The sequence below is a fragment of the Micromonospora qiuiae genome (assembly GCF_016863555.1).
Lineage (GTDB): Bacteria > Actinomycetota > Actinomycetes > Mycobacteriales > Micromonosporaceae > Micromonospora > Micromonospora qiuiae.
Genome location: NZ_BOPC01000007.1, coordinates 22028 through 42708 on the forward strand (window position 1 = coordinate 22028; position 20681 = coordinate 42708).

20 protein-coding genes and 1 pseudogene are annotated in these 20681 nt (G+C 72.3%); 9 read left to right on the forward strand and 12 right to left on the reverse strand.

Going from position 1 to position 20681, the window contains the following annotated elements; genetic code table 11:
* Positions 1-23 precede the first annotated feature (23 nt).
* A complete protein-coding gene (locus Vqi01_RS02135; protein WP_204032468.1) occupies positions 24-275 on the forward strand; it encodes a hypothetical protein in 252 nt (83 codons plus the stop codon).
* On the opposite strand, the gene Vqi01_RS02140 is transcribed toward Vqi01_RS02135, so the two are convergent.
* The 5 genes and pseudogenes from Vqi01_RS02140 to Vqi01_RS02155 form a co-directional block, all read right to left on the reverse strand.
* Positions 268-819 (reverse strand): Trp biosynthesis-associated membrane protein, encoded by a 552-nt coding sequence (locus Vqi01_RS02140; protein WP_239098124.1) that lies wholly within the window; start codon positions 817-819, stop codon positions 268-270. The genes Vqi01_RS02135 and Vqi01_RS02140 overlap by 8 nt on opposite strands.
* Before the next feature lie 115 nt (positions 820-934).
* Entirely contained in the window at positions 935-2488 is a 1554-nt protein-coding gene (locus Vqi01_RS02145) for an anthranilate synthase component I (RefSeq protein ID WP_204032471.1), read from the reverse strand.
* Between the two features lie 46 nt (positions 2489-2534).
* Positions 2535-2969 carry a phosphoribosyl-AMP cyclohydrolase gene (gene hisI, locus Vqi01_RS30500; RefSeq protein ID WP_239098128.1) on the reverse strand — a complete coding sequence of 145 codons (435 nt, stop codon included), beginning with the start codon at positions 2967-2969 and terminating at the stop codon, positions 2535-2537.
* Positions 2970-3155: 186 nt separating this feature from the next.
* A pseudogene (locus tag Vqi01_RS30505) lies at positions 3156-3917 on the reverse strand (nucleotidyltransferase domain-containing protein); the annotation flags it as partial.
* Between the two features lie 64 nt (positions 3918-3981).
* Complete coding sequence (locus Vqi01_RS02155; protein WP_204032474.1) at positions 3982-4377, reverse strand: MerR family transcriptional regulator; 396 nt, start codon at positions 4375-4377, stop codon at positions 3982-3984.
* Between the two features lie 205 nt (positions 4378-4582).
* Here Vqi01_RS02155 and Vqi01_RS02160 point away from each other — a divergent pair, with 205 nt between their 5' ends.
* Genes Vqi01_RS02160 through Vqi01_RS02170 form a run of 3 tightly spaced genes read left to right on the forward strand, consistent with a single transcriptional unit; the run spans position 4583 to position 6758 of the window.
* A complete protein-coding gene (locus Vqi01_RS02160) occupies positions 4583-5329 on the forward strand; it encodes an ABC transporter ATP-binding protein (protein ID WP_204032476.1) in 747 nt (248 codons plus the stop codon).
* Entirely contained in the window at positions 5329-6084 is a 756-nt protein-coding gene (locus Vqi01_RS02165) for an ABC transporter permease (protein WP_204032478.1), read from the forward strand. The genes Vqi01_RS02160 and Vqi01_RS02165 overlap by 1 nt, the downstream gene beginning before the upstream one ends.
* Before the next feature lie 56 nt (positions 6085-6140).
* Complete coding sequence (locus Vqi01_RS02170; RefSeq protein ID WP_204032480.1) at positions 6141-6758, forward strand: TetR/AcrR family transcriptional regulator; 618 nt, start codon at positions 6141-6143, stop codon at positions 6756-6758.
* 88 nt (positions 6759-6846) lie between these two features.
* On the opposite strand, the gene Vqi01_RS02175 is transcribed toward Vqi01_RS02170, so the two are convergent.
* Positions 6847-8580: an ABC transporter ATP-binding protein gene (locus tag Vqi01_RS02175; protein ID WP_204032610.1), complete on the reverse strand. Its 1734-nt coding sequence runs from the start codon at positions 8578-8580 to the stop codon at positions 6847-6849.
* A 112-nt stretch (positions 8581-8692) separates the two neighbouring features.
* Positions 8693-10582, reverse strand: a complete 1890-nt coding sequence (locus tag Vqi01_RS02180; protein ID WP_204032611.1) for an ABC transporter ATP-binding protein — start codon at positions 10580-10582, stop codon at positions 8693-8695.
* A gap of 127 nt (positions 10583-10709) precedes the next feature.
* On the opposite strand from Vqi01_RS02180, the gene Vqi01_RS02185 reads away from it, so the two are divergent.
* From Vqi01_RS02185 to Vqi01_RS02195, 3 genes are all read left to right on the forward strand, one after another.
* Positions 10710-11339, forward strand: coding sequence for a TIGR03085 family metal-binding protein (locus tag Vqi01_RS02185; RefSeq protein ID WP_204032481.1), 630 nt, complete (start codon positions 10710-10712; stop codon positions 11337-11339).
* A gap of 123 nt (positions 11340-11462) precedes the next feature.
* Positions 11463-12398, forward strand: coding sequence for a terpene synthase family protein (locus tag Vqi01_RS02190; RefSeq protein ID WP_204032483.1), 936 nt, complete (start codon positions 11463-11465; stop codon positions 12396-12398).
* Positions 12399-12536: 138 nt separating this feature from the next.
* Complete coding sequence (locus Vqi01_RS02195) at positions 12537-14360, forward strand: AMP-dependent synthetase/ligase (RefSeq protein WP_204032484.1); 1824 nt, start codon at positions 12537-12539, stop codon at positions 14358-14360.
* 121 nt (positions 14361-14481) lie between these two features.
* Here the strand turns inward: Vqi01_RS02195 and Vqi01_RS02200 are convergent, their stop codons facing one another.
* Positions 14482-15789 (reverse strand): low temperature requirement protein A, encoded by a 1308-nt coding sequence (locus Vqi01_RS02200; protein ID WP_204032486.1) that lies wholly within the window; start codon positions 15787-15789, stop codon positions 14482-14484.
* A gap of 69 nt (positions 15790-15858) precedes the next feature.
* On the reverse strand, positions 15859-17316 hold the full coding sequence (yczR, locus tag Vqi01_RS02205) for a MocR-like transcription factor YczR (RefSeq protein WP_204032488.1): 1458 nt from the start codon (positions 17314-17316) through the stop codon (positions 15859-15861).
* A gap of 58 nt (positions 17317-17374) precedes the next feature.
* On the opposite strand from yczR, the gene yczE reads away from it, so the two are divergent.
* Positions 17375-18028: a membrane protein YczE gene (gene yczE / locus Vqi01_RS02210; protein ID WP_204032489.1), complete on the forward strand. Its 654-nt coding sequence runs from the start codon at positions 17375-17377 to the stop codon at positions 18026-18028.
* Positions 18029-18127: 99 nt separating this feature from the next.
* Positions 18128-18589 carry a hypothetical protein gene (locus tag Vqi01_RS02215; protein ID WP_204032491.1) on the forward strand — a complete coding sequence of 154 codons (462 nt, stop codon included), beginning with the start codon at positions 18128-18130 and terminating at the stop codon, positions 18587-18589.
* Positions 18590-18598: 9 nt separating this feature from the next.
* Here the strand turns inward: Vqi01_RS02215 and hisF are convergent, their stop codons facing one another.
* The 3 genes from hisF to Vqi01_RS02230 all read right to left on the reverse strand — a co-directional run bounded on the left by hisF (position 18599) and on the right by Vqi01_RS02230 (position 20584).
* Positions 18599-19366, reverse strand: a complete 768-nt coding sequence (gene hisF / locus Vqi01_RS02220; protein WP_204032493.1) for an imidazole glycerol phosphate synthase subunit HisF — start codon at positions 19364-19366, stop codon at positions 18599-18601.
* A 150-nt stretch (positions 19367-19516) separates the two neighbouring features.
* A complete protein-coding gene (gene priA, locus Vqi01_RS02225; RefSeq protein WP_204032495.1) occupies positions 19517-20242 on the reverse strand; it encodes a bifunctional 1-(5-phosphoribosyl)-5-((5-phosphoribosylamino)methylideneamino)imidazole-4-carboxamide isomerase/phosphoribosylanthranilate isomerase PriA in 726 nt (241 codons plus the stop codon).
* An 18-nt stretch (positions 20243-20260) separates the two neighbouring features.
* Entirely contained in the window at positions 20261-20584 is a 324-nt protein-coding gene (locus Vqi01_RS02230) for a hypothetical protein (protein ID WP_204032613.1), read from the reverse strand.
* Between the last annotated feature and the right edge of the window lie 97 nt (positions 20585-20681).

A 20681-nucleotide genomic window follows, 5' to 3' on the forward strand; every position in this document is an offset into this window, starting at 1 on the left:
CGCCGATCTCCTCCGGAGTGACCATGAGCTCCTCCGCCCCGCAACAAACCATCGGACTCACCACCATCTCGCGTACCGTCGTATCGCTCGCCGTCGGTGTCGTACACACCCTGGAACGCGCCGTGGTCGGGCCGGATCGGATGCGGACCGCGCAGGGCAACGCCTGGGAGGCCATCTGCGCCGACCGGGCCCGCGCCGACCGGCGGGCGGCCCTGGACCGGCTGGTGGCCGAACTCGCCGCGGCCCGGGCCCGCGACCGGCAGCCGGTCAGCTGACCGTCGGATCCTCGCCCCGGTCCAGCGCGTCCCACGCGTCGACCGTGCCGCGCCCGCCGACCGGGCCACCCGCCGCCGGCCGGTTCGACGGCCGCTCGTAGCGGGCACCCATCGCCGGCCAGCGGTGGCCCCGCAGCGCGGTCAACAGCCCGCCGGCTGCGGCCAACAGCCCGCCGAGCAGGCAGATCGCCGGCCACTGCCAGTCGAACCCGCCACTGCGGTCGGCGACCAGCCCGTCACCGCCACCGGCCGCCAGCGCCAGGCCGAGCAGCGCGAGCAGCCCGCCCAACACCCGGCGCAGCCAGCCCCGGGTCGCCAACACCGCGCCCCCGCCGGCCAACCCGACCAGAGCCAGCGCCCACAGCCAAGGCAGCAACTGCCGCCCGGTCCGTCCCTCGGTCACCAACGGCATCGGATCCTGGCGGACGATCTCGCCCGTCTCCCAGGCGAGCGTCGCCGTCCAGGCGGCCAGGCCCGCCCCGGCCAGACAGAGCAGCACGGCGTACGCCAACTCGCGCCGGCCCGCTGCGTTCCTCGCGCTCACGGGATCCACCTTCGCTCGCGACTGCGAGGCTCGCAAACCCGGCTCACTCCTCGCGCTCACCGGCCCACCTTCGTTCGCGACTGCGAGGCTCGCAAACCCGGCTCACTCCTCGCGCTCACCGGGCCGGCCTGAGGGTTTCGGCGGCGGCGATGGCCGCCAGCACCGCGGCTGCCTTGTTCCGGGTCTCCTGATCCTCCGCGGCCGGGTCGGAGTCGGCCACCACACCCGCACCGGCCTGCACGTAGGCCCGTCCGTCGCGGATCAGCGCGGTACGGATCGCGATGGCCATGTCGAGGTCGCCGCCGAAGCCGAAGTAGCCGACCGTACCGCCGTAGAGGCCGCGGCGTACCGGCTCCAACTCCTCAATGATCTCCATGGCCCGTACCTTCGGCGCACCGGAGAGGGTGCCGGCGGGGAACGTCGCGGCGAGCGCGTCGAAGGCGGTGCGGTCCGCGCGGAGCGTGCCGACCACCGTCGAGACGATGTGCATGACGTGGCTGTACCGCTCGATGGTGGCGAACTCCGGTACCTCGACGCTGCCCGGCCGGCAGACCCGACCCAGGTCGTTGCGGCCCAGGTCGACCAGCATCACGTGCTCGGCCCGTTCCTTCGGGTCGGCCAGCAGTTCGGCGGCGAGCCGAGCGTCGGCCTCGGGCGTCGCGCCGCGCGGCCGGGTGCCGGCGATCGGGTGCAGCAGCGCCCGCCGCTCGCCGTCGGCCTCTCCGGTCACCTTCAGATGCGCCTCCGGCGACGAACCGACGATGTCGAAACCGTCGAAGCGCAGCAGGTACATGTAGGGGCTGGGATTGGTGGTCCGCAGCACCCGGTAGACGTCCAACGGATCGGCGTCGGTGTCGCGTTCGAAGCGCTGGGCGAGCACGATCTGGAAGCACTCGCCGGCCCGGATCGCCTCCTTGGCCGCCTCGACCGCCTTCGGGTAGCCGCCGTCCGGAGTGCGGCTGCGCACCTTGCCGGCCGGCGAACGACGGACCGTGGCGACCATCGGCGGGATGGGCCGCGACAACGCGGTGGTCATCGCGTCGAGCCGGCCCACCGCGTGGTGGTAGGCGGCGGCGACCAGCGCCTCGCGGCCCGGTTCCTCCGGCGGCGGCAGAATGGCGTTGGCGATCAGGATCGCCGAGCCGTCGAAGTGGTCCAGCACCACCAGGTCGGTGGCGAGCAGCATGCCCAGCTCGGGCAGGCGCAGGTCGTCCTCGGTGAGCGTGGGCAACCGCTCGAAGCGGCGGATCAGGTCGTAGCCGAGGTAACCGACCATGCCCCCGGTCAGCGGGGGCAGCCCGGCGTCCGGGTCGCCGGGCGGGCCGGCCAGCGCCGCCACCGTCTCCCGCAGCACCCGGATCGGGTCGCCGGTGGTCGGCAGCCCGGCCGGCGGCGTACCGAGCCAGGCGGCGGCGCCGTCCCGCTCGATCAGGGTGGCGCTGCTGCGTACGCCGACGAAGGAGTATCGGGACCAGGTCAGCCCCGACGAGCCAACGCCCTGCTCGGCCGACTCCAACAGGAAGGTCCCGGGGCCGCCGGCCAGCTTGCGGTAGACGCCGACCGGGGTCTCCGCGTCGGCGAGCAGTCGCCGGGTCACCGGCACCACCCGCCAGCGGGCAGCGAGTTCGGTGAAAGCCGCCAGATCCGGGCTCACCACGCCGTCGCTCACGCCGACACTCCGCTCTGCTCCCTGCCGCCGCGCACGGTTCGCTCGCTCACGACGTCACCTCCCCGGAGGAGGTCACCGGGAGTTGGGTGAAGAAGCAGCTGCGGTGCCCGGTGTGGCAGGCGGCACCGACCTGGTCGACGCTGACCAGCACGGCGTCGCCGTCGCAGTCGAGCGCCACCGAGCGGACGTACTGGTGGTGACCGGAGGTGGCGCCCTTCACCCAGTACTCGCGCCGGCTGCGCGACCAGTAGGTGGCCCGCCCGGTGGTCAGGGTGCGGTGCAGGGCCTCGTCGTCCATCCATGCCACCATCAGCACCTCGCCGCTGTCGTGCTGACGGACCACGGCGGCCACCAGACCGTCGGGGGTGCGCCGCAGCCGGGCGGCGATCGCCGGATCGAGCCGGGACGGCCGGTCACCGCCGTCGGTCGGCTCCGGCGCTTCGAGGTGGGCGCCGGTCACCGGCGCGTCAGGTACGGACACAGTGAGCCATTGTCCCGCACGGGGAGCGGGCACCCCAGCGGGCTCCCGGCTGGCGGACGGCGGCGCGCCGACCGGCTGGGCCAACTGCGTTACGTAGCGGTCCAGGCGGCCGTCGAGAAGGGCATCGGCGAAATCCGGGCCGGCCGCCTCGGCCACCTCGGCGACGTACGGGCGGATCAACGGGATGGTGCCGGTCACCAGCCGGGCCGCCGCCGCCCACAGCTCGCCGATCGGGCCGGGCCGGATCCCGAGGCAGCGCAACATGTCCTCGCGGTAGCCGGCCGGCGCGACCGGCAGGTCGAGCGCGGCGGCGAACGCCGACCGGCGGGACACCACCCGGACCGACGGGTTCGCCAGCCGCAGCACCGACGGGCAGAGCCGGGCCAGGTCGGCGGCGGCCAGTCGGAGCCCCAGCGAGTCGTCGGCGTCGCGGGCCGAGGCCACCTTGCCGAGGGTGGCGATCAGCTCCTCCAGCCGTGGCTCGTCCGCCGGCTGGCAGAGCACCGGCAGGTCGATCCGGTCACGCCAGTACGGATCCGCCCAGAGCAGGCGGGCGGGCGCCGCCACGGGCAGCCCGAACGCCCAGTCGGCCGGCTCGCCCAGCCGGATCACCCAGGAGCGGACGTCCCGGGCGGCCACCGAGACGTGGGTCAGCCGGCCGCAGTGCTCCGCGAGGTAGGCCCGGCGGGCCGCGTACGGTGCCCCGCCGACCAGCACGTCGACGTCGACATCGCTGTGTGCGGTGGCGGCCCGGCGGGCGTGGCTACCCCGCAGGAGGATGCCCACCACAGGTCGGTCGGCGGTCATGCGCAGCCGCGCGGCCCAGTCGTCGAGAAACCCGCTTTCCGGTGACCGAGCGTGATCCACCGCGCCATCGTGCCGTACGTCCGTTCGGGGTGCAATGACCGGTGACGGACCTGGTGTCCGGTCTGAAGGGCCGTTGCCCATGATATAAGGATGTGACCCTCAGTGACGATTTCTCCGGAGCCCGCCGGGTGGCCCTTCGGCGTTGTCAGTCCCGCCCATCACCCAGCTCAGCTCGGCGATAGGCGTCGATCTTGAAGTCGAGCACCTTGAGGTCCTCCGTCAGCTCCGCCATCCGCCGCAGCACCCGAGCCCGGTGCTCCTCGAACAACGCCCGCCGCTCGCCGAGGGTGCCGTCGCCCTGCCGGGCCAGCTCGACGTAGCGGCGCATGTCGCGTACCGACATTCCGGTGCGGCGCAGCCGGGTGAGCAGCAGCAGCCAGTCCACGTCCTGCTGGGTGTAGCGGCGGCGTCCGGCAGAGTCGCGGGCGGGCGGGGCAACCAGCCCCTCCTGCTCGTACCAGCGCAAGGTGTAGGTGCTCAGGCCGACCTGTTCGGCTGCCTCGCTGACCGCGAAGGTCCTCTCCCGCGTACGGATGTCCATCCATCCAGGGTCACAGTAGGCGTCAAGCCCGTCGATGGCGTGTCGATGGCCGGTGGACGGTCCGCGCGCGGCGCCGGGCGCTGCCTCCGAAGTGTTAGGAGGGGGCCCTTTTACCTCACCAGGCGTTAAAAAGGGCCCCTTCCTTTCACGTCGGGATTTCATCTAGTGTTGATTTCATCGGTAGTTGAAATCTTGGAGGTGGGCGATGGAAGACGCCATCGTCGTCCGCGGCCTGGTGGTGGACCGGGGCGGCCGGCGGGTACTGGACGGGATCGACGCCACGGTGCCCCGCGGCTCGGTCACCGGGCTGCTGGGGCCCAGCGGAAGCGGCAAGACGACGCTGATGCGCGCGATCGTCGGGGTCCAGGTGATCACCGGTGGCACGGTCACCGTGCTGGGTGCACCGGCCGGCTCGGCGCAGCTGCGGCACCGGGTGGGTTACCTGACCCAGGCGCCGAGCGTCTACGCCGACCTGACCGTACGGGAGAACGTGCGCTACTTTGCCGCCCTGCAGGGCCGTGGCCGGGCCGAGGCGGACCGGGCGATGACCGACGTCGGGCTGGCGTCGGCGGCCGGGCAGCTGGTCGGCACGCTCTCCGGCGGGCAGCGCAGCCGCGCGTCGCTGGCCTGCGCCCTGGTCGGCGAGCCGGAGCTGATCGTGCTCGACGAGCCCACCGTCGGCCAGGACCCGGTTCTGCGGGCCGACCTCTGGGCCCGGTTCCACGAGCTGGCCAACGCCGGCACAGCCCTGCTGGTGTCGAGTCACGTGATGGACGAGGCGGCCCGCTGCGACCGGCTGCTTCTCATCCGCGAGGGTCGGCTGATCGCCGACGACACCCCGGCGGCGGTTCGCGCCGCCGCCGGAGTCGACGATCTCGACGAGGCGTTCCTACGGCTGATCAGAGCGGGCGAGGCCGGCGGTCCGGCCGGCTCGGCAGCAGGGGAGGCATGATGAACCCGCGTATTCTCGCCGTCACCGTCGCTCGGATCCTGCGCCAGCTCCGGCACGATCGACGCACGATCGCCCTGCTGGTGGCCGTGCCCACCGTGCTGCTCACCCTGGTCTACTACATGTACGTCGACCAGCCCGCCGCGCCCGGCCAGCCGTCCGCGTTCGACCGGATCGCGCTGGTGATGCTCGGCTTCTTCCCGTTCATCGTCATGTTCCTGGTGACCAGCATCGCCATGCTCCGCGAGCGGACCACCGGCACGCTGGAACGGCTGCTCACCACCCCGCTGGCCAAGACCGACCTGCTCTTCGGCTACGGCATCGCCTTCGGTCTGGCCGGCGCCGTACAGGCCACGATCGCCGCCGCCGTGGCGTACTGGGTGTTCGGCATGCACACGGCGGGCAGCAGCGGCCTGGTGATCATGATCGCGGCGTTGAACGCGGTGCTCGCCGTCGCGCTCGGGCTGCTCTGCAGCGCCTTCGCCCGCACCGAGTTCCAGGCCGTACAGTTCATGCCGGTCGTGGTCGCGCCGCAACTGCTGCTCTGCGGGCTCTTCGTGCCGCGCGACCAGATGGCCGGCTGGTTGCAGGCGATCAGCGACGCGCTGCCCCTGACGTACGCCGTCGAGGCGCTGCAGGAGGTCGGCGCCCACGCCGAACCGACCGGGACGATGTGGCGCGACGTGGGCATCGTCGCCGGCGCGGCGGTGCTGGCGCTGGTCCTCGCCGCCGCGACCCTGCGCCGGCGCAGCGGCTGACCGCCGGTCCGGGCCCGGCTGCCGGCCGCGCCCGGGAGAGAGATTGAGGAGGACGATTGGCACGGCGGACCGGACGGCGACCCGGAAACCCGGGTACCCGGGAGGCGATCCTCGAGGCGGCCCGGAGCATCTTCGCGGAGCGTGGCTTCGACGCCAGCACCATCCGGGCGATCGCCGCCGCCGCCGGGGTGGACCCGGCGCTGGTGCACCACTACTTCGGCAACAAGGACCAGCTTTTCCTGACCGCCATGCAGGCGCCGGTCGACCCTCGGGAACTGCTGCCGAAGGTGCTCACCGGCGACCCGGAGGGCATCGGCGAGCGGCTGGTGCGGATGTTCCTCGCGGTCTGGGACTCACCGGCCGGCACCGCCGGGGTGGCCCTGCTGCGCTCCGCGGTCAGCAACGAGTGGACCGCCCGGCTGCTGCGCGAGTTCGTGGTCACCCAGGTGCTGCGCCGGGTCCTCGAAAACCTCGACGTCGATCCGGCGGAGTTGCCCCTGCGCGGATCCCTGGTGGCCAGCCAGCTGATCGGCCTGGCGATGATGCGGTACGTCGTCCGCCTGGACCCGATCGCCACCGCCGCCCCGGAGGCCCTGGTCACCGCAGTCGCCCCCACGATCCAGCGCTACCTCACCGCCCCGCTGCCCGACCAACCCGCCAGCTCTGCCGGTTGATCAGGTGGTTCGGGCGTGCGCTGCCGAAGTGTTAAAAGGGGCCCCCTCTACTACGCGAGGCGTTAAGAGGGGGCCCTTCCTTGCACGGTCAGCGGGTTTGTTCGAGCCAGGAGGCGTAGAGGAGGGCGTAGACGGAGTCCGGGTCGCGAATCAGCTCGTCGTGCGGGCCGCGCTGCACGATCCGGCCCCGGTCCACCACGATCACCTCGTCGGCGCTCTGGGCGGTGGAGAGCCGGTGCGCGATGGCGAGGGTGGTACGTCCCCGGGTCACCGCGTCCAAAGTCCGCTGCAGCCGTACCTCGGTGGCGGGGTCGACGGCACTGGTCGCCTCGTCCAGCACCAGCAGGTCCGGATCGGCCACGTACGCCCGGGCCAGCGCGACCAGTTGCCGCTCCCCCACGCTCAACGCCTCGCCACGCTCCCCCACCCCGGTGGCCAGCCCGGCCGGCAGCCCGTCCAACCAGTCCGCCAGACCCAGCTCGGTGAAGGCGGCGGCGAGCTGCTCATCGGTCAGCTCCGGACGGGCGAAGCGGACATTGTCCGCGACGCTGGCGTCGAACAAAAAGCCGTCCTGCGGCACCATCACCACGCGGGAGCGCAGCGAGTCGAAGCGAACCTCGGTCAGCGGCACCCCGGAGAGCAGCACCGCGCCGGCCGTCGGATCCATCAGCCGGGTGAGCAGCTTGGCGAAGGTGGTCTTGCCGCTGCCGGTCTCACCGACCACCGCCACCCGGCTCTTCGCCGGGATCTCCAGGCTGACGTCGTGCAGCACCGTTGGGCCGCCCGGGTAGGCGAAGCTCACGCCGGTGAAGCGGATGTCGAGCGGGCCGGCGGGCAACTCGCGCCCCCGCTCGCCCGGGTCGGCCACGTCCGGAGCCACGTCCAGCACGTCCAGCACCCGGCGCCAGCCGGCGATGGCGTTCTGCGCCTCGTTGAGCACCTCGGTGGCGATCTGCACCGGCTGGATGAAGAGCGTCACCAGGAACAGGAACGCGGTGACCTCGCCGATGGTCAACGTCCGGTCGGCGCCCAGGAACACCCCCAGCACCACCACACCGGCCAGCGCCAACCCGGCGGCCAGTTCGCCGACGGAACTGCCCATGATGCTGATCCGGATCGCCTTCTGCTGGGCCCGCCGCTGGCTGTCGATCGCCTCGTCGAGACGCCGCGCGGTGCGGCCGGCGACCGCGTACGCCCGGATCACCGGCGCCCCGACCACGCTCTCCCCGACCGCCGCCAACAACGCGCCGGTGCGCTGCCGAACCACCCCGTACGCGGCGGCGAGCCGGCGCTGGAGCAGCCGGATCACGAACACCGCCGGCCCGAAGGCTGCGTAGACCACCAGCGTCAGCTGCCAGGAGTACGCCAGCATCACCGTGGTGGTGACCACCAACTGCCCGAGGTTGACCAGCAGGATCACCCCGCCCCACTGGAGGAACTGGGTGATCTGGTCGACGTCGCTGGTGACCCGGGAGACCAGCGAGCCGCGCCGCTCGGACTGCTGATGCAGCATGGACAGGTCGTGCACGTGCCGGAAGGCACGGATGCGTACCCCGGCCAGCGCGGTCTCGCTGACCGTGAACAGCCGGCGCATCATCAGGTAGCCGCAGGCGGTGGTCACCACCAGCACACCGACGGTGATCGCCACGACGGTGAACAGCGCCTCGAAGTCGAGCCCGTTGACGATGCCGCGGTCGATGCCCTGCTGCACCGCGACCGGCACGGCCACCCGGCCGACCATGTAGACCAGCGCCAGGCCGATCGTGCCGACCAGCCCGATCCGCAGCTCCGGGGAGAGCGCCAGCCCCCGACGCAGCGTCATCCAGGTCGACTCGGCCTGCTCCGGGCCCGGTTTCGTCTCCTCCGCGATCGCGCTCACCGGGCCCGCCTTTCGTTCGCGACTGCGGTACTCCGCTGCGCTGCGTTCCTCGCGCTCACCGGTCCACCTCCAGGCCGGAGGTCAACGGCGTGACCTCGTCGTACGTCCGCTGCCGGTCGTGGTCGACCTCGGCCTGCTCGTAGGCGGTGACCAGGTCGGCGTAGCCGGGCACCGTGGCCAGCAGGGTCGCATGGGTGCCCCGCGCCACCACCCGCCCCTGTTCCAGGTAGATGACCTCGTCGGCGAGTGCGATGGTGGCCCGGCGGTAGGCCACCACCAGGATCGACGCGCCGGGCCCGCCGGCCTCGGCGGAGCGCAACCCGGCCAGGATGGCGGCCTCCACCCGGGGGTCGACCGCGCTGGTGGCGTCGTCGAGCACCAGCAGCCGGGGGCGACCGGCCAACGCCCGGGCCAGGGTGAGCCGTTGCCGCTGGCCGCCGGAGAGCGAGGTGCCTCGCTCGCCGACCATGGTGTCCAGCCCGTCGGGCAGGGCGGCGACGAAACCGTCCGCCTCGGCCAGCCGCAACGCGGCCCACACGGCCTCGTCGTCGACGCCTGGCCGGTCGAGCGAGACGTTGGCCCGGACGGTGTCGTCGAAGATGAACGGCACCTGGGCCACCAGCGCGGCGGTGGCGGCCAGCGAGTCCGCCGCCAGGTCCCGCACGTCCACGCCGTCGATGCGGACCGTGCCGGAGCGCGGATCCATCAGCCGGACGGCCAGCGCCGCGACGGTCGACTTGCCGGCCCCGGTCGGCCCGACCAGAGCGACGGTCTTGCCGGCCGGCACGGTGAAGGAGACCTCGCCGAGCACCTGCGCGCCGGGCAGGTGCGCCTCGGCCGGCTCGTAGGCGAAGCCGACGTCGGTGAAGGTGAGGGTGGCCGGCGCGGACGAGGCGTCCAACCGGCTGTCGCCGTACGGCATCTCGCCGGTGGCGTCGAGCACCCGGCGGAGCCGGTCCCAGCCGGCGACGCTGCGCGGCAGCTCGGCCAGCACCCAGCCGATCGCCCGTACCGGAAAGGCCAGCACGGTGAAGAGGAAGGCGACGCTGACCAGTTCGGTCACGTCGATCGCGCCCTGCCGCAGGCGGTACGCGCCGACCATCAGCACCGCGAGGGTGCCGAGGCTGGGCAGGGTCTCCAGCATCGGATCGAAAATGCCGCGCAGCCGGCCGACCGAGATCAACGCGTCACGTAACTCGCCGGCGCGGTCGGCGAACCGGCCGGTCTCCTGGGCCTCCCGGCCCATCGTCTTGACCACCAACGCGCCGTCGAAGCTCTCGTGGGCGATGCCGCTGACCTCGGCCCGTAGCCGCTGGGCGCGGGCCTGACGCGGCGCCATCCGGCGGGAGTAGGCCACGTTGAGCGCGAACAACGCCGGGAACACCGCCAGTCCGACCAGGGCGAGCGCCCAGTCGGTGACGAACAGCGCGGCCACCGCGCCGACCAGCATCACCAGCGTGCCGACCGCGAAAGGCAGCGGGGCGATCGGATGCCAGGCCGCCTCCACGTCGGAGTTCGCGTTGGACAGCAGGGTGCCGGTGGCGTGCCGGTGGTGCCAGGACAGCGGCAGTTCCAAATAGCGGCGGGTGACCCGGCGCCGGTAGTCGGCCTGGAGCCGGTACTGCATGTAGCCCGCGCCCATCCGCCGGCCGAAGATGCCGACCACCCGCAGCACGCTGATGCCGAGCAACGCCGTGGCCGCCAGGGCGAGCGCGCCGGTACCGACCGACCCGCTGGCGATCGCCGGCACGACCACCTCACCGACCACCCGGCCGACCACGAACGCGCTGGCGACCACCATCAGGCCGAAGAGCACGCTGCCGGCCACCGCGACCGCGAAGATCCGCGGTTGTTCCCGGATGGCCCGCCCCAACACGGCCAGCCCGCGGCCGAGAACTTTCCGACTAGTCCCGCTCGCCACATTCTCCCCCGCCGTAAGTGTCATCATCCTCCCTCATCCTTACGGCTACGCACCCGCCCCGCCGACTCGCAGCGATATGTCCGACGTCACCTCCATCGGCCGGACTGCCGCGATCAGCGCCCGCCGCCCCTCGCCGGCATACGATCGGTGCATGCCGCGGTACGCCCGTTCAGAGCGCGAGGCGCTCGTTGCGCTGATGTCGACGCTGGGCCCGGACGCGCCGACCGTCAACGAGGGGTGGCGCGCCCGCGACCTCGCCGCGCATCTGGTGGTGCGGGAGCGACGGCCGGAGGCCGCGGCGGGCATCGTCCTGGCGCCGCTGCGCGGTTACGCCGAGCGGGTCCGGCGCGAGGTGGCGGCGGGCGACTGGGTCGAACTGCTCGACCGACTGCGGCGTCCTCCGCTGTGGAGTCCGGTGAGCAACCCGGTGGTCGACGAACTGACCAACACGCTGGAGTTCTTCATCCATCACGAGGACGTGCGCCGGGCCGGGGCCCGATGGCGGCCCCGGGAACTGCCCGCGGGGCTGGACCGGGCGCTGTGGCGGCGGGCCTCGATGCTGGCCCGGCTGGTGCTGCGTCGATTCCCGGCCCGCCTGCTCGTGCAGGCGCCCGACCGGGGCGAGATCGTCACCGGCCGGGGCGGTGAGTCGCTGCGTGTGGTGGGCACCCCGGGTGAGCTGGCGTTGTTCCTGTCCGGCCGGCAACGGGTGGCCGAGGTGCGCCTGACCGGCCAGCCGGGGCTCACGGAGCGGCTCCGCGCCGCCAGGCTGGGCTTCTGACCCTGGCCGGGATTTCGACCGTCAGGAATATCCGAAACGTTATCCACTCGGCCGTCCGGAACGATCGATGCTCCCGTACGCTGGCCGCGCTGCTCTGCGCGGGGCAGAGCAACAGGGAGCGCGATGCGAAGCTTTGCGATCGCGGCGCTGCGGGAGCCCCCCTTCTCCAGCGTCCGGCACGACGACACGGAGCGCGCCGCGCGGGAGAGTGCGGACTGGGCGCAGGGCCTGGGTCTGGTCGATAACGGGCAACGGCTGGATCGGGCGGACGCGGCCGGGCTCGCCGGACGGGCCTGCCCGCAGGCACCGCTGGAGGGGCTGCGGCTGCTGACCGACCTGATCTCCTGGCTGTTCGTGATGGACGACGCCTGCGACGAGGACGGCCTGGGTAACGACCCGACCCGCCTCGCGCCGGCGGTGGCGGACCTGATGGACGTGCTCGACAACCGCGGGCGGCTGCCGGAGCCGGGTCGCGCCGCGGGCCCGTTGGCGCCCGCCCTGGCCGACCTCTGTCACCGGATCCGCGCCCACCGCCGGCCGGCCGTGCTGCTGCGCTTCACGGCTGGCATGCGCGAGTACCTGCTCGCGCTGCTGTGGGAGGCGGCCAACCGGGAGCACGACCGGATTCCGCCGGTGACCGAGTACGTCCAACTGCGCCGGCACACCGGAGCCGTCTATCCCAGTCTCACCCTCACCGATCTGGCCCTGGGCGCCTTTCCGCCGGCCGCCCGACGGGCCGACCCGGGCTGGGCAAGGTTGGAGTCGCTCGTCGCCGACCTGGTCTGCTGGTGCAACGACGTCTTCTCCTACGACAAGGAGCACCGGGTCCGGCCCGACGCGCACAACCTGATCACCGTGCTGATTCAAGAGATCGGTGACGAGTCGGTGGCGCTGCGGGCCGCCGCCGACCGTTTCAACGAACGGCTCGGCGCGTACCTGACCATCGAGCACGACCTGCTCGTCACACACGGCGACGCGGTGCGCCCGGCGCTGGCCGCCCGGCGGAACTGGATCCGGGCCACCTACGACTGGTCCCGGGCGGCACAGCGGTACGCGTGAGCCGAGCGGTACGCGTGCCGGGACCGGCCGTCTGATGATCGCCGGGGTAGCCGATGCCCCTGACGCAGGCAATACTCTTCGGTAACGCATACCTACGTGACGACCGTCACGCCTCCACCCCCGAAGGCGGCTACCTCGATGGCTCTCGACGTACCTTACCGTTCCATCCCTGACATGTTCCTCAAGCGCGTGGCGGCGACCCCCGACCGCCACGCCTTCGCCCACCCCGGGCCGGACGACTCACCGGTCTGGCTGACCTGGGCGCAGGTCAGCCAACGGGCCAAGGCGATCGCCGCCGGCCTGCACGGCCTGGGCGTCGGCCAGGAGGATCCGGTGGCGATCCTGGCGAACACCCGGCTCGAGTGGGTGCTGGCCGACTTCGGCATCATGTGTGCCAGCGGCGCCACCACCACGGTCTACCCGACCACCGAGCCGCAGGACGCCACCTACATCCTCGCCGACTCCGGATCGAAGGTGCTCTTCGCGGAGAACCCGGACCAGGCGGCGAAGATCGCCGGGGCGGAGCTGCCCGCGCTGGCCCACGTGGTCCTCTTCGACGGTGCTTCCGACCCGTCGGCGGCGGTACCCCAGCTGACCCTGGCCGAGCTGGAGGAGCAGGGCGCCGGGCGACTCGCCGAGGATCCGGAACTGATCGACCGCCTCGTGGCCGGGATCGGCCCGGAGCACCTGGCCACCCTGATCTACACCTCCGGCACCACGGGTCGCCCGAAGGGCGTCGAGCTGCTGCACGGCGGCTGGTGCTGGGAGGGCGTGGCGCAGGAGGCGATGGGGCTGCTGCGTGAGGACGACCTCCAATACCTGTGGCTGCCGCTGTCCCACTCGTTCGGCAAGACGCTGCTCTGCGGCACCACCCACGTCGGCATGCCCACGTACGTCGACGGCCGGGTGGACAAGCTGGTCGAACTCCTCTCGGTGGTGCGGCCGACGCTGATGTGCGGGGCGCCGCGGGTCTTCGAGAAGGTCTACAACAAGGCGGTGACCACCGCGCGGGACGCCGGTGGCGCGAAGGCGAAGATCTTCGCCTGGGCCGTCGCGGTCGGCAAGGAGAAGGTCGCCCTGGAGCAGGCCGGCAAGCCGTTGCCGGGCGGATTGAAGCTGAAGTACACGGTGGCCGAGAAGCTGGTCTTCAGCAAGCTCCAGGCCCGCCTCGGCGGACAGATGCGGGTGCTGGTGTCCGGCGCCGCCCCGCTCAGCCCCGACATCGCCACCTTCTTCGCCGCGGCGAACCTGCCGATCTCCGAGGGTTACGGGTTGACCGAGTCCAGCGCCGGCAACTTCGTCAACCCCCCTGGGGCGATCCGGATCGGCACCGTCGGCAAGGCCATGGGCGACCTGGAGTGCCGCATCGACACCGACGGGGAGATCCTGATCAAGGGCCGGCCGGTGATGCGCGGCTACCACAACCTGCCCGAGGAGACCAGCGCCGCCTTCACCGAGGACGGCTTCTTCCGCACCGGTGACATCGGCAGCCTCGACGACGACGGCTACCTGCGCATCACCGACCGGAAGAAGGATCTGGTCAAGACCTCCGGCGGCAAGTACGTTGCGCCGTCGCACATCGAGGGCATGTTCAAGGCGACCTGCCCGTACATCTCCCAGGCGGTGGTCATCGGTCAGGCCCGCAACTACTGCACGATGCTGGTCACCCTCGACCCGGACGCCATCGCCGGCTGGGCGGCCGGCACTCCGCTCGAGGGTCGCCCGTACGCCGAGATCGTCGCCTCGCCGCAGGCGCAGGCCATGGTCGAGGAGTACGTCGCCCAGCTCAACAGCAAGCTCAACCGCTGGGAGACCATCAAGAAGGTCACCATCCTGCCGCGCGACCTGACCATCGAGGACGGTGAGATCACACCGTCGCTCAAGATCAAGCGCCGCGGGGTGGAGAGCAGCTTCGCCGCCGAGATCGACAAGATGTACGAGGGCAGCCTCGCCGAGATCTGACGGCAGGCTGCCCGCGCCGAGAACGACGGCGGGTTGCCGCCTCGGCCCCGCGCCCGATCCCAAGGGGCGGGGCCGAGGGCACCGGGGCGCAACGGCGTGCCCGGCGGGGGCGATCATCCCGTCACAGGTGTCGGCGGCGCCAGTTGCTCTGCTCGGCCTCGGCGGCGAGTTGCTCGGCCAACGCCACCTCACGTACCCGTTGGCGCAGGGGTGCATCCACCAGCGTCTGCACCGTGATCGCCGCCACCACGACCACGGTGAGCAGTCCCAGGGTGGCCAGCCCCGGCAGCCGCGGAACGACCAACGCCAGCAACGTCAGCGGCGTTACGGCGGCCATGGTCGGCCAGCGGAGCATCCGCAGCACCCGCCAGCCGAGCGCCGCCAACCCGAGGAAATAGATCGCCACTCCGCCGAACACGGCCACCAGTTCAAAATGGGGCAGCTCGCCGGCCAGGCCGGATGACTCGGCGTGCCCGCCAGCCTTCCCCTTCGCCCCCAGAGCGAACAGGATCGGGCCGGCGACCAGAAGCAGGTGCAGGTAGGTGTAGGCATCCCGGGCCAACACCGCCCTAGCCCGCTGGTCCCGGGTGCGGTGCAGCGTCTGTTCCATCGCCAGCGCCAGGGTGTCGAAGTACGCCCACCACTGCGCGGCGAGCACCGCCACGGCCAGCAACGCCCCTACGATCACCTGCCAGCTCAGCGGCCTTCCGGTGGCGAACCCGGCGCCCAGCCCCAGCCCGATGATCGTCTCACCGAGCGCCACCAGCACGATCAACGCGTGCCGCTCCGCCCAGTGTCCAGCCGACAACACCAACCAGCCGCCGCCCCGCAGCGCCAAGGCGATCCCGTATTCGACGGTGAGCGCGGCGATCCACAGCCCCAGCCGCAGCCAGACCCGCTCCTGTTCACCGGGCAGAAACTGCGGCAGCAACGCGGCGGCGAGGATCAGCGCCCCGACGGGCAGTCCGCGACCGATCGCGAGCAGGAAGCGACGGCGCAGCTCGCGGTTGACCCGGGTGAGCCATCCCAAGAGCGCCACTTGAACGGCGCGGGTCAGGAAGTAGCAGACGGCGAAGACCAGCGGGCCGGACAGACCGGTCGGTCCTTCCCGGAAGGCATGCGGCATGGCGATGGTGAAGACGAATACCACGGCCATGGTGGCGAACGCGACGAACGGCACGACGCCCTGATCGGTGCGGACCAGGTTGCCGATCACAGCGAAGCCGGTCCACGCCCACCAGAGCAGGGCCAGAACGGCCAGGCACTGCACCAGCCCGCGCACGGTGGGGGTGTTCGCGGTGAGCGTAGTGACCTGGATGAAGGCGAAGGCGAAAACGAGATCGTAGAAGAGTTCCAGGCGGGTACTGCTGGAGCCCGGGGCGCCCGGGCGGACGCCGGGCGACCATCCCAGACCCCGGACGCTGTCCACCCTGGCAGTCTGCCCGCCGCGACCGGCGGGCCACTGCGGATTCAACCGAATCAGTCGGCCGGGCTCGCCTCAGGCGATGACGCTGGGCTCACGCCACCGGGTCAGCCCCGCCCGGTCCAGGTCGTAGCGGACCGCGGCGATCCGTCCGACCGCCTCGACCAGGTCGGCGGCGGGGAGGGTGAAGGGCAGCCGCAGGAACCGCTCCAGGGTGCCGTCCAGGCCGAACCGAGGACCCGGCGCCAGCCGTACGCCCACCTCCTCGGCCGCCCGCGCCAACGCGCTGGAGATCGGTCCGTCCATCTCGGCCCAGAGCGTCACGCCACCGCGCGGCACGGTGACCCGCCACTCGGGCAGCCGCGCGGCCAGCGCGTCAAGCAGCGCGTCGCGCTGGGCGGTGAGTTGCGCCCGCCGGGCGGCCACGATGGCCGGCGCGTCGGCGAGCAGGTGCACGGCGACCAGTTGATCCAGCACCGGGCTGGCCATGTCCACGCCGACCCGCGCCGCGGCCAGCCGCTGCACCTGGGGCGCGGAGGCGCGGACCCACCCGATCCGCAGCCCACCCCAGTACGGTTTGCTCATCCCGCCGATGCTGACCACCCGGCTGTGGCGGTCGAAGCTCGCGGTCGGCGGGGGCAGTTCGGTGCCGTCCAGCGGCAGGTCCACGAACGACTCGTCGATCACGAGGTCGGTGCCGACCGTGTGCGCGACGGCCACCAGCCGCTCACGCAGTTCCGCCGGCATCAGGTGACCGGTCGGGTTCTGGAAGTCCGGGATCAGGTACGCCATCCGCGGACGCACCTGCCGCAGGGTGCCGAGCAGCAGGTCGGCGTCCCAGCCGCTGGGGTCGACGGCCAGGCCGTACGTGGTGATCCGGGCCCGTCGTGCGGTCAGCGCGGCGATGGCGTTGGGGTAGCTCGGCGACTCGATCAGGACGCTGCCGCCCGGGGCGAGGCCCAGCCGCAGCACCAGGTCCAGGGCGTGCTGGGTGCCGTTGGTGACCATGATCTGGTCCGGCGAGGTGGGCAGGCCGCGCGCGGCGTATGCCTGGGCGACCGCCTCCCGCAACTCGATGATGCCGATCGGGTGGTACCCCGCGCCGCCGAGATAGCGTGGCAGGTCCTCGGCCGCCGCCCGGGCGGCCGGTGACAGCTCGGGCGGCGCGGCCAGGGCCGCCACCCCGAGATCGAGCATCTCCCGGTCGTCGAGGGGGATCCACAGCCCGTTGGGCGCCACCCGATGCGTTCCCGGCAGCATCGTCCAGCTGCCCGCGCCCCGCCGGCTGGCCAGGTGCCCGCTGTCGCGCAGCTCCCGGTAGGCGGCGGTGACGGTGGTACGGCTGATCCCCAGCGCCTCGGCGAGCTCGCGCTCGGCGGGCAGGCGTACGCCCAAGGGCAGCCGGCCGTCGGCGAGCAGGCCGCGGACGGCACCGGCCAGCGCCGCGTAATCGGGGCTGCGCCGGCGGCCGGGCAGGGCGTGCCACTGCCCGAGTAGTCGGGCCAATTGGACTCCCCGTACCTGACTTGTCATAGCCACTCCCCCGATATTGGCTCTATTGAGGTGCCAATTGGCGCCTAGAGTGGCATGCGTGACCCTGCTTGGCAACCTCCGACACCGCCCGGTCCGACGCCTGACACAGCTGTTCTTCGGGCTCGTCGTCTACGGCTTCAGCATGGCGTTGATGATCCGGTCCGAACTCGGCCTGAACCCCTGGGACGTGTTCCACCAGGGAATGTCCCGGCTGACCGGACTGAGCATGGGCACGGTCGTCATCGCCACGGGGCTGCTGGTGTTGCTGGCCTGGCTCCCACTGCGGCAACGCCCCGGCGTGGGCACCCTGGCCAACGTCGTGGTGATCGGTCTGGCCGTCGACGCGACCCTGGCCCTGATGCCGCCCGTGGAGCCGTTCGCCACCCGGGCCGTCCTGCTGGTCGCCGGCATCGTGGTCAACGGCGCGGCCACCGCCCTCTACCTCGGCGCCCGGCTCGGGCCCGGACCTCGGGACGGGCTGATGACCGGGTTCGTCGCCCGCCGGCCCGGCCGGTCGCTCCGCCTGGTCCGCACCGTCATCGAGGTCGGCGTACTGGCCGTGGGCGCGCTGCTCGGCGGGACGATCGGCGCCGGCACGGTCGCCTACGCGCTGGCCATCGGGCCGCTGGCACAGCTGTTCCTGCCGTTCTTCGACGTGCCCGAGCCGACCCGTCCGGCAACGGAGCACGTCACGCCGGCACCAACCGGCTGACCCGCCTCTCGTCAGCCGCCCGCATCCATCCGATCACATGTCGTCTCGATAGCCCGGGCGGTATTTTCCTAAGGCCGATTCACCGGGCAGAATCTCCGCATGGGGGAGAGAGCTTGGCGTCGTACCGATGCATGGATCTTCGTTTCGTTGGTGATCGCCAGCGGCGCCGGCCGGCACCGTCGGTCCCCGACCACCCGCCGCCCCGAGGGCGTACGTCTGGCCGACGTGCTCTCCACCGCCGACCACCTCGACCGGAGCATCCCCGAACGGCAGGACATCGAGGAGGCGGTCCGGCGGCTGCTCGGCGCCGGGCTGGTCGACGTCACCGACGGCTGGTTCCGGATCACCCCCGACGGCGAACGGCTCTGGCGGTCCCGCCCCAGCGCCGGGCTGGCCACCATGGTCGACACCGTGCAGGGCGTGCTCACCCGCCGGTACGCTCCGGGCACCGCGGAGTGGCACCTCGACGAGAGCGAGCATGCCGCCGCCGTACAGGAATATTTCGTCCGGTCCATCCCGATGCCCCGGCGCTCGCCCGAGGGTCACTCCGGCCGGAGCTGATCGCGTCCGTCACCGGACGGGGTGCCCCGCAGCGCGCAACGCGTCCTTGACCTCGGCGACGGTCAGCTCACCGAAGTGGAAGACGCTGGCCGCCAGCACGGCGTCGGCGCCCGCGCCGACCGCCGGGGGAAAGTGCGCCACCTCGCCCGCGCCGCCGCTGGCGATCACCGGCACGTCGACCACCCGGCGCACCGCGGCGATCAGTTCCAGGTCGAAGCCGGCCTTGGTGCCGTCGGCATCCATCGAGTTCAGCAGGATCTCCCCGGCGCCCAGCTCCGCACCGCGCCGTGCCCACCACACCGCGTCGAGCCCGGTGCCCCGCCGGCCACCGTGAGTGGTGACCTCGAAGCCGCTGGGGGTGATGCCGGCCGGGGCCCGCCGCACGTCCAGGGAGAGCACCAGCACCTGCCGACCGAAGCGATCCGCGATCTCCGCGATCAGCTCGGGCCGGGCAATGGCCGCCGTGTTCACCCCGACCTTGTCGGCGCCGGCGCGCAGCAGGGTGTCCACGTCGGCCACCGTCCGGACGCCTCCACCCACGGTCAGCGGAATGGAGACCGACTCGGCGGTGCGCCGGACCACGTCGAGCATGGTGCCCCGGTCACTTGAGGAGGCGGTGACGTCGAGGAAGGTCAACTCGTCCGCGCCGGCCCGGTCGTACGCCGACGCCAGCTCGACCGGATCGCCGGCGTCCCGCAGGTCGAGGAAGTTGACCCCCTTGACCACGCGACCCGCGTCCACGTCGAGGCAGGGGATCACTCGCACCGCCACCGTCATGCCCCGAGCCTATCTTCCCGCGAACGGCGCCCCGACGCCGCGCACCCGCGCTGCGATGTCACGCGCAGCCGCGCTGCGTCGCCCGCACTCGCGCTGCGGTGTTAATAGGGGGCCCTTCCTCTACCGTAGGCGTTAATAAGGTGCCCTTCCTTACACCTCGGCGAGGGTGCGGAGGGCTTGGGCGACGGTGAAGGCGCCGGCGTAGAGGGCCTTGCCGGCGATGACGCCCTCCACCCCGATCGGTTCCAGGGTGGCCAGCGCACGCAGGTCGTCCAGCGTCGAGACGCCGCCGGAGGCGATCACCGGGGCGTCGGTGCGGGCACACACCTCCCGCAGCAGGTCCAGGTTCGGCCCGCGCATGGTGCCGTCCTTGGTGATGTCGGTGACCACGTACCGGGAGGCCCCGGCCTTGTCCAGCCGCTCCAGCACCTCGTACAGGTCGCCGCCGTCGCGGGTCCACCCCCGGGCCGCCAGCGTGCGCCCGCGTACGTCCAGCCCGATGGCGACCCGGTCGCCGTACTCGCCGCAGACCCGGTCGCACCACGCCGGGTCCTCCAGCGCGGCGGTGCCGATGTTCACCCGGGCGGCGCCGGTGGCCAGCGCGGCGCGCAGCGAGGCGTCGTCGCGGATGCCGCCGGAGAGTTCCACCCGTACGTCGAGGCGGCGCACCACGTCGGCGAGCAGTTCGGCGTTGGAACCCCGACCGAAGGCGGCGTCCAGGTCGACCAGGTGAATCCACTCGGCGCCGTCACGCTGCCAGGCCAGGGCGGCCTCCAGCGGGTCGCCGTAGGTGGTCTCGCTGCCGGCGGCGCCCTGCACGAGGCGGACGGCCTGGCCGTCGGCGACGTCCACGGCGGGCAACAGGGTGAGGCTCACGTGTCTTTGTCCTCTCGATCAAAAACGGCGGTCCAGGGCGATCACCACGATCACCGGCAGTACGAGCAACAACAGCATGACCAGCATGACGCGCAGCGCCAGGTCGGGCACGAACAGCCAGATCAGGACGACCGCCGCCAGGCTCAGCGCCACGATGCTGGCCCGCTCGCCCCGGGAGTATCTCGGCAGGCGTCCCGTCCGGCCACGGCGTACGGTCGGCACCAGCCGGCGGACCAGCGCCCGGCGACGGGCCCGCCGGGCCAGCGCACGTTCCCGCACCAACCGGCGCCGGGCCGCCTCCGCCTCGCGGGCCGCCCGCCGCCGGGCCCGTTCCTTGCTCACCGCGACCTCCAGCACGACCCACCCAACGGCACATTCGGCCACGATCCGCCCGGCGGCCCAGCCGGCCACGATCGGCCCACCCGCACACCCGGCCGCG

What these genes read in the sequence shown, in the direction of transcription:
- Vqi01_RS02175 (WP_204032610.1), bottom strand. Translation starts at nt 8,580, where the DNA reads ATGACGCTGCGTCGGGGGCTGGCGCTCTCCCCGGAGCTGCGGATCGGG.
- hisF (WP_204032493.1), bottom strand. Translation starts at nt 19,366, where the DNA reads ATGACGGTGGCGGTGCGAGTGATCCCCTGCCTCGACGTGGACGCGGGT.
- yczR (WP_204032488.1), bottom strand. Translation starts at nt 17,316, where the DNA reads ATGACAAGTCAGGTACGGGGAGTCCAATTGGCCCGACTACTCGGGCAG.
- Vqi01_RS02185 (WP_204032481.1), top strand. Translation starts at nt 10,710, where the DNA reads ATGCCGCGGTACGCCCGTTCAGAGCGCGAGGCGCTCGTTGCGCTGATG.
- Vqi01_RS02160 (WP_204032476.1), top strand. Translation starts at nt 4,583, where the DNA reads ATGGAAGACGCCATCGTCGTCCGCGGCCTGGTGGTGGACCGGGGCGGC.
- Vqi01_RS02180 (WP_204032611.1), bottom strand. Translation starts at nt 10,582, where the DNA reads ATGACACTTACGGCGGGGGAGAATGTGGCGAGCGGGACTAGTCGGAAA.
- Vqi01_RS02135 (WP_204032468.1), top strand. Translation starts at nt 24, where the DNA reads ATGAGCTCCTCCGCCCCGCAACAAACCATCGGACTCACCACCATCTCG.
- Vqi01_RS02195 (WP_204032484.1), top strand. Translation starts at nt 12,537, where the DNA reads ATGGCTCTCGACGTACCTTACCGTTCCATCCCTGACATGTTCCTCAAG.
- Vqi01_RS02165 (WP_204032478.1), top strand. Translation starts at nt 5,329, where the DNA reads ATGAACCCGCGTATTCTCGCCGTCACCGTCGCTCGGATCCTGCGCCAG.
- Vqi01_RS02215 (WP_204032491.1), top strand. Translation starts at nt 18,128, where the DNA reads ATGGGGGAGAGAGCTTGGCGTCGTACCGATGCATGGATCTTCGTTTCG.
- Vqi01_RS02155 (WP_204032474.1), bottom strand. Translation starts at nt 4,377, where the DNA reads ATGGACATCCGTACGCGGGAGAGGACCTTCGCGGTCAGCGAGGCAGCC.
- Vqi01_RS02190 (WP_204032483.1), top strand. Translation starts at nt 11,463, where the DNA reads ATGCGAAGCTTTGCGATCGCGGCGCTGCGGGAGCCCCCCTTCTCCAGC.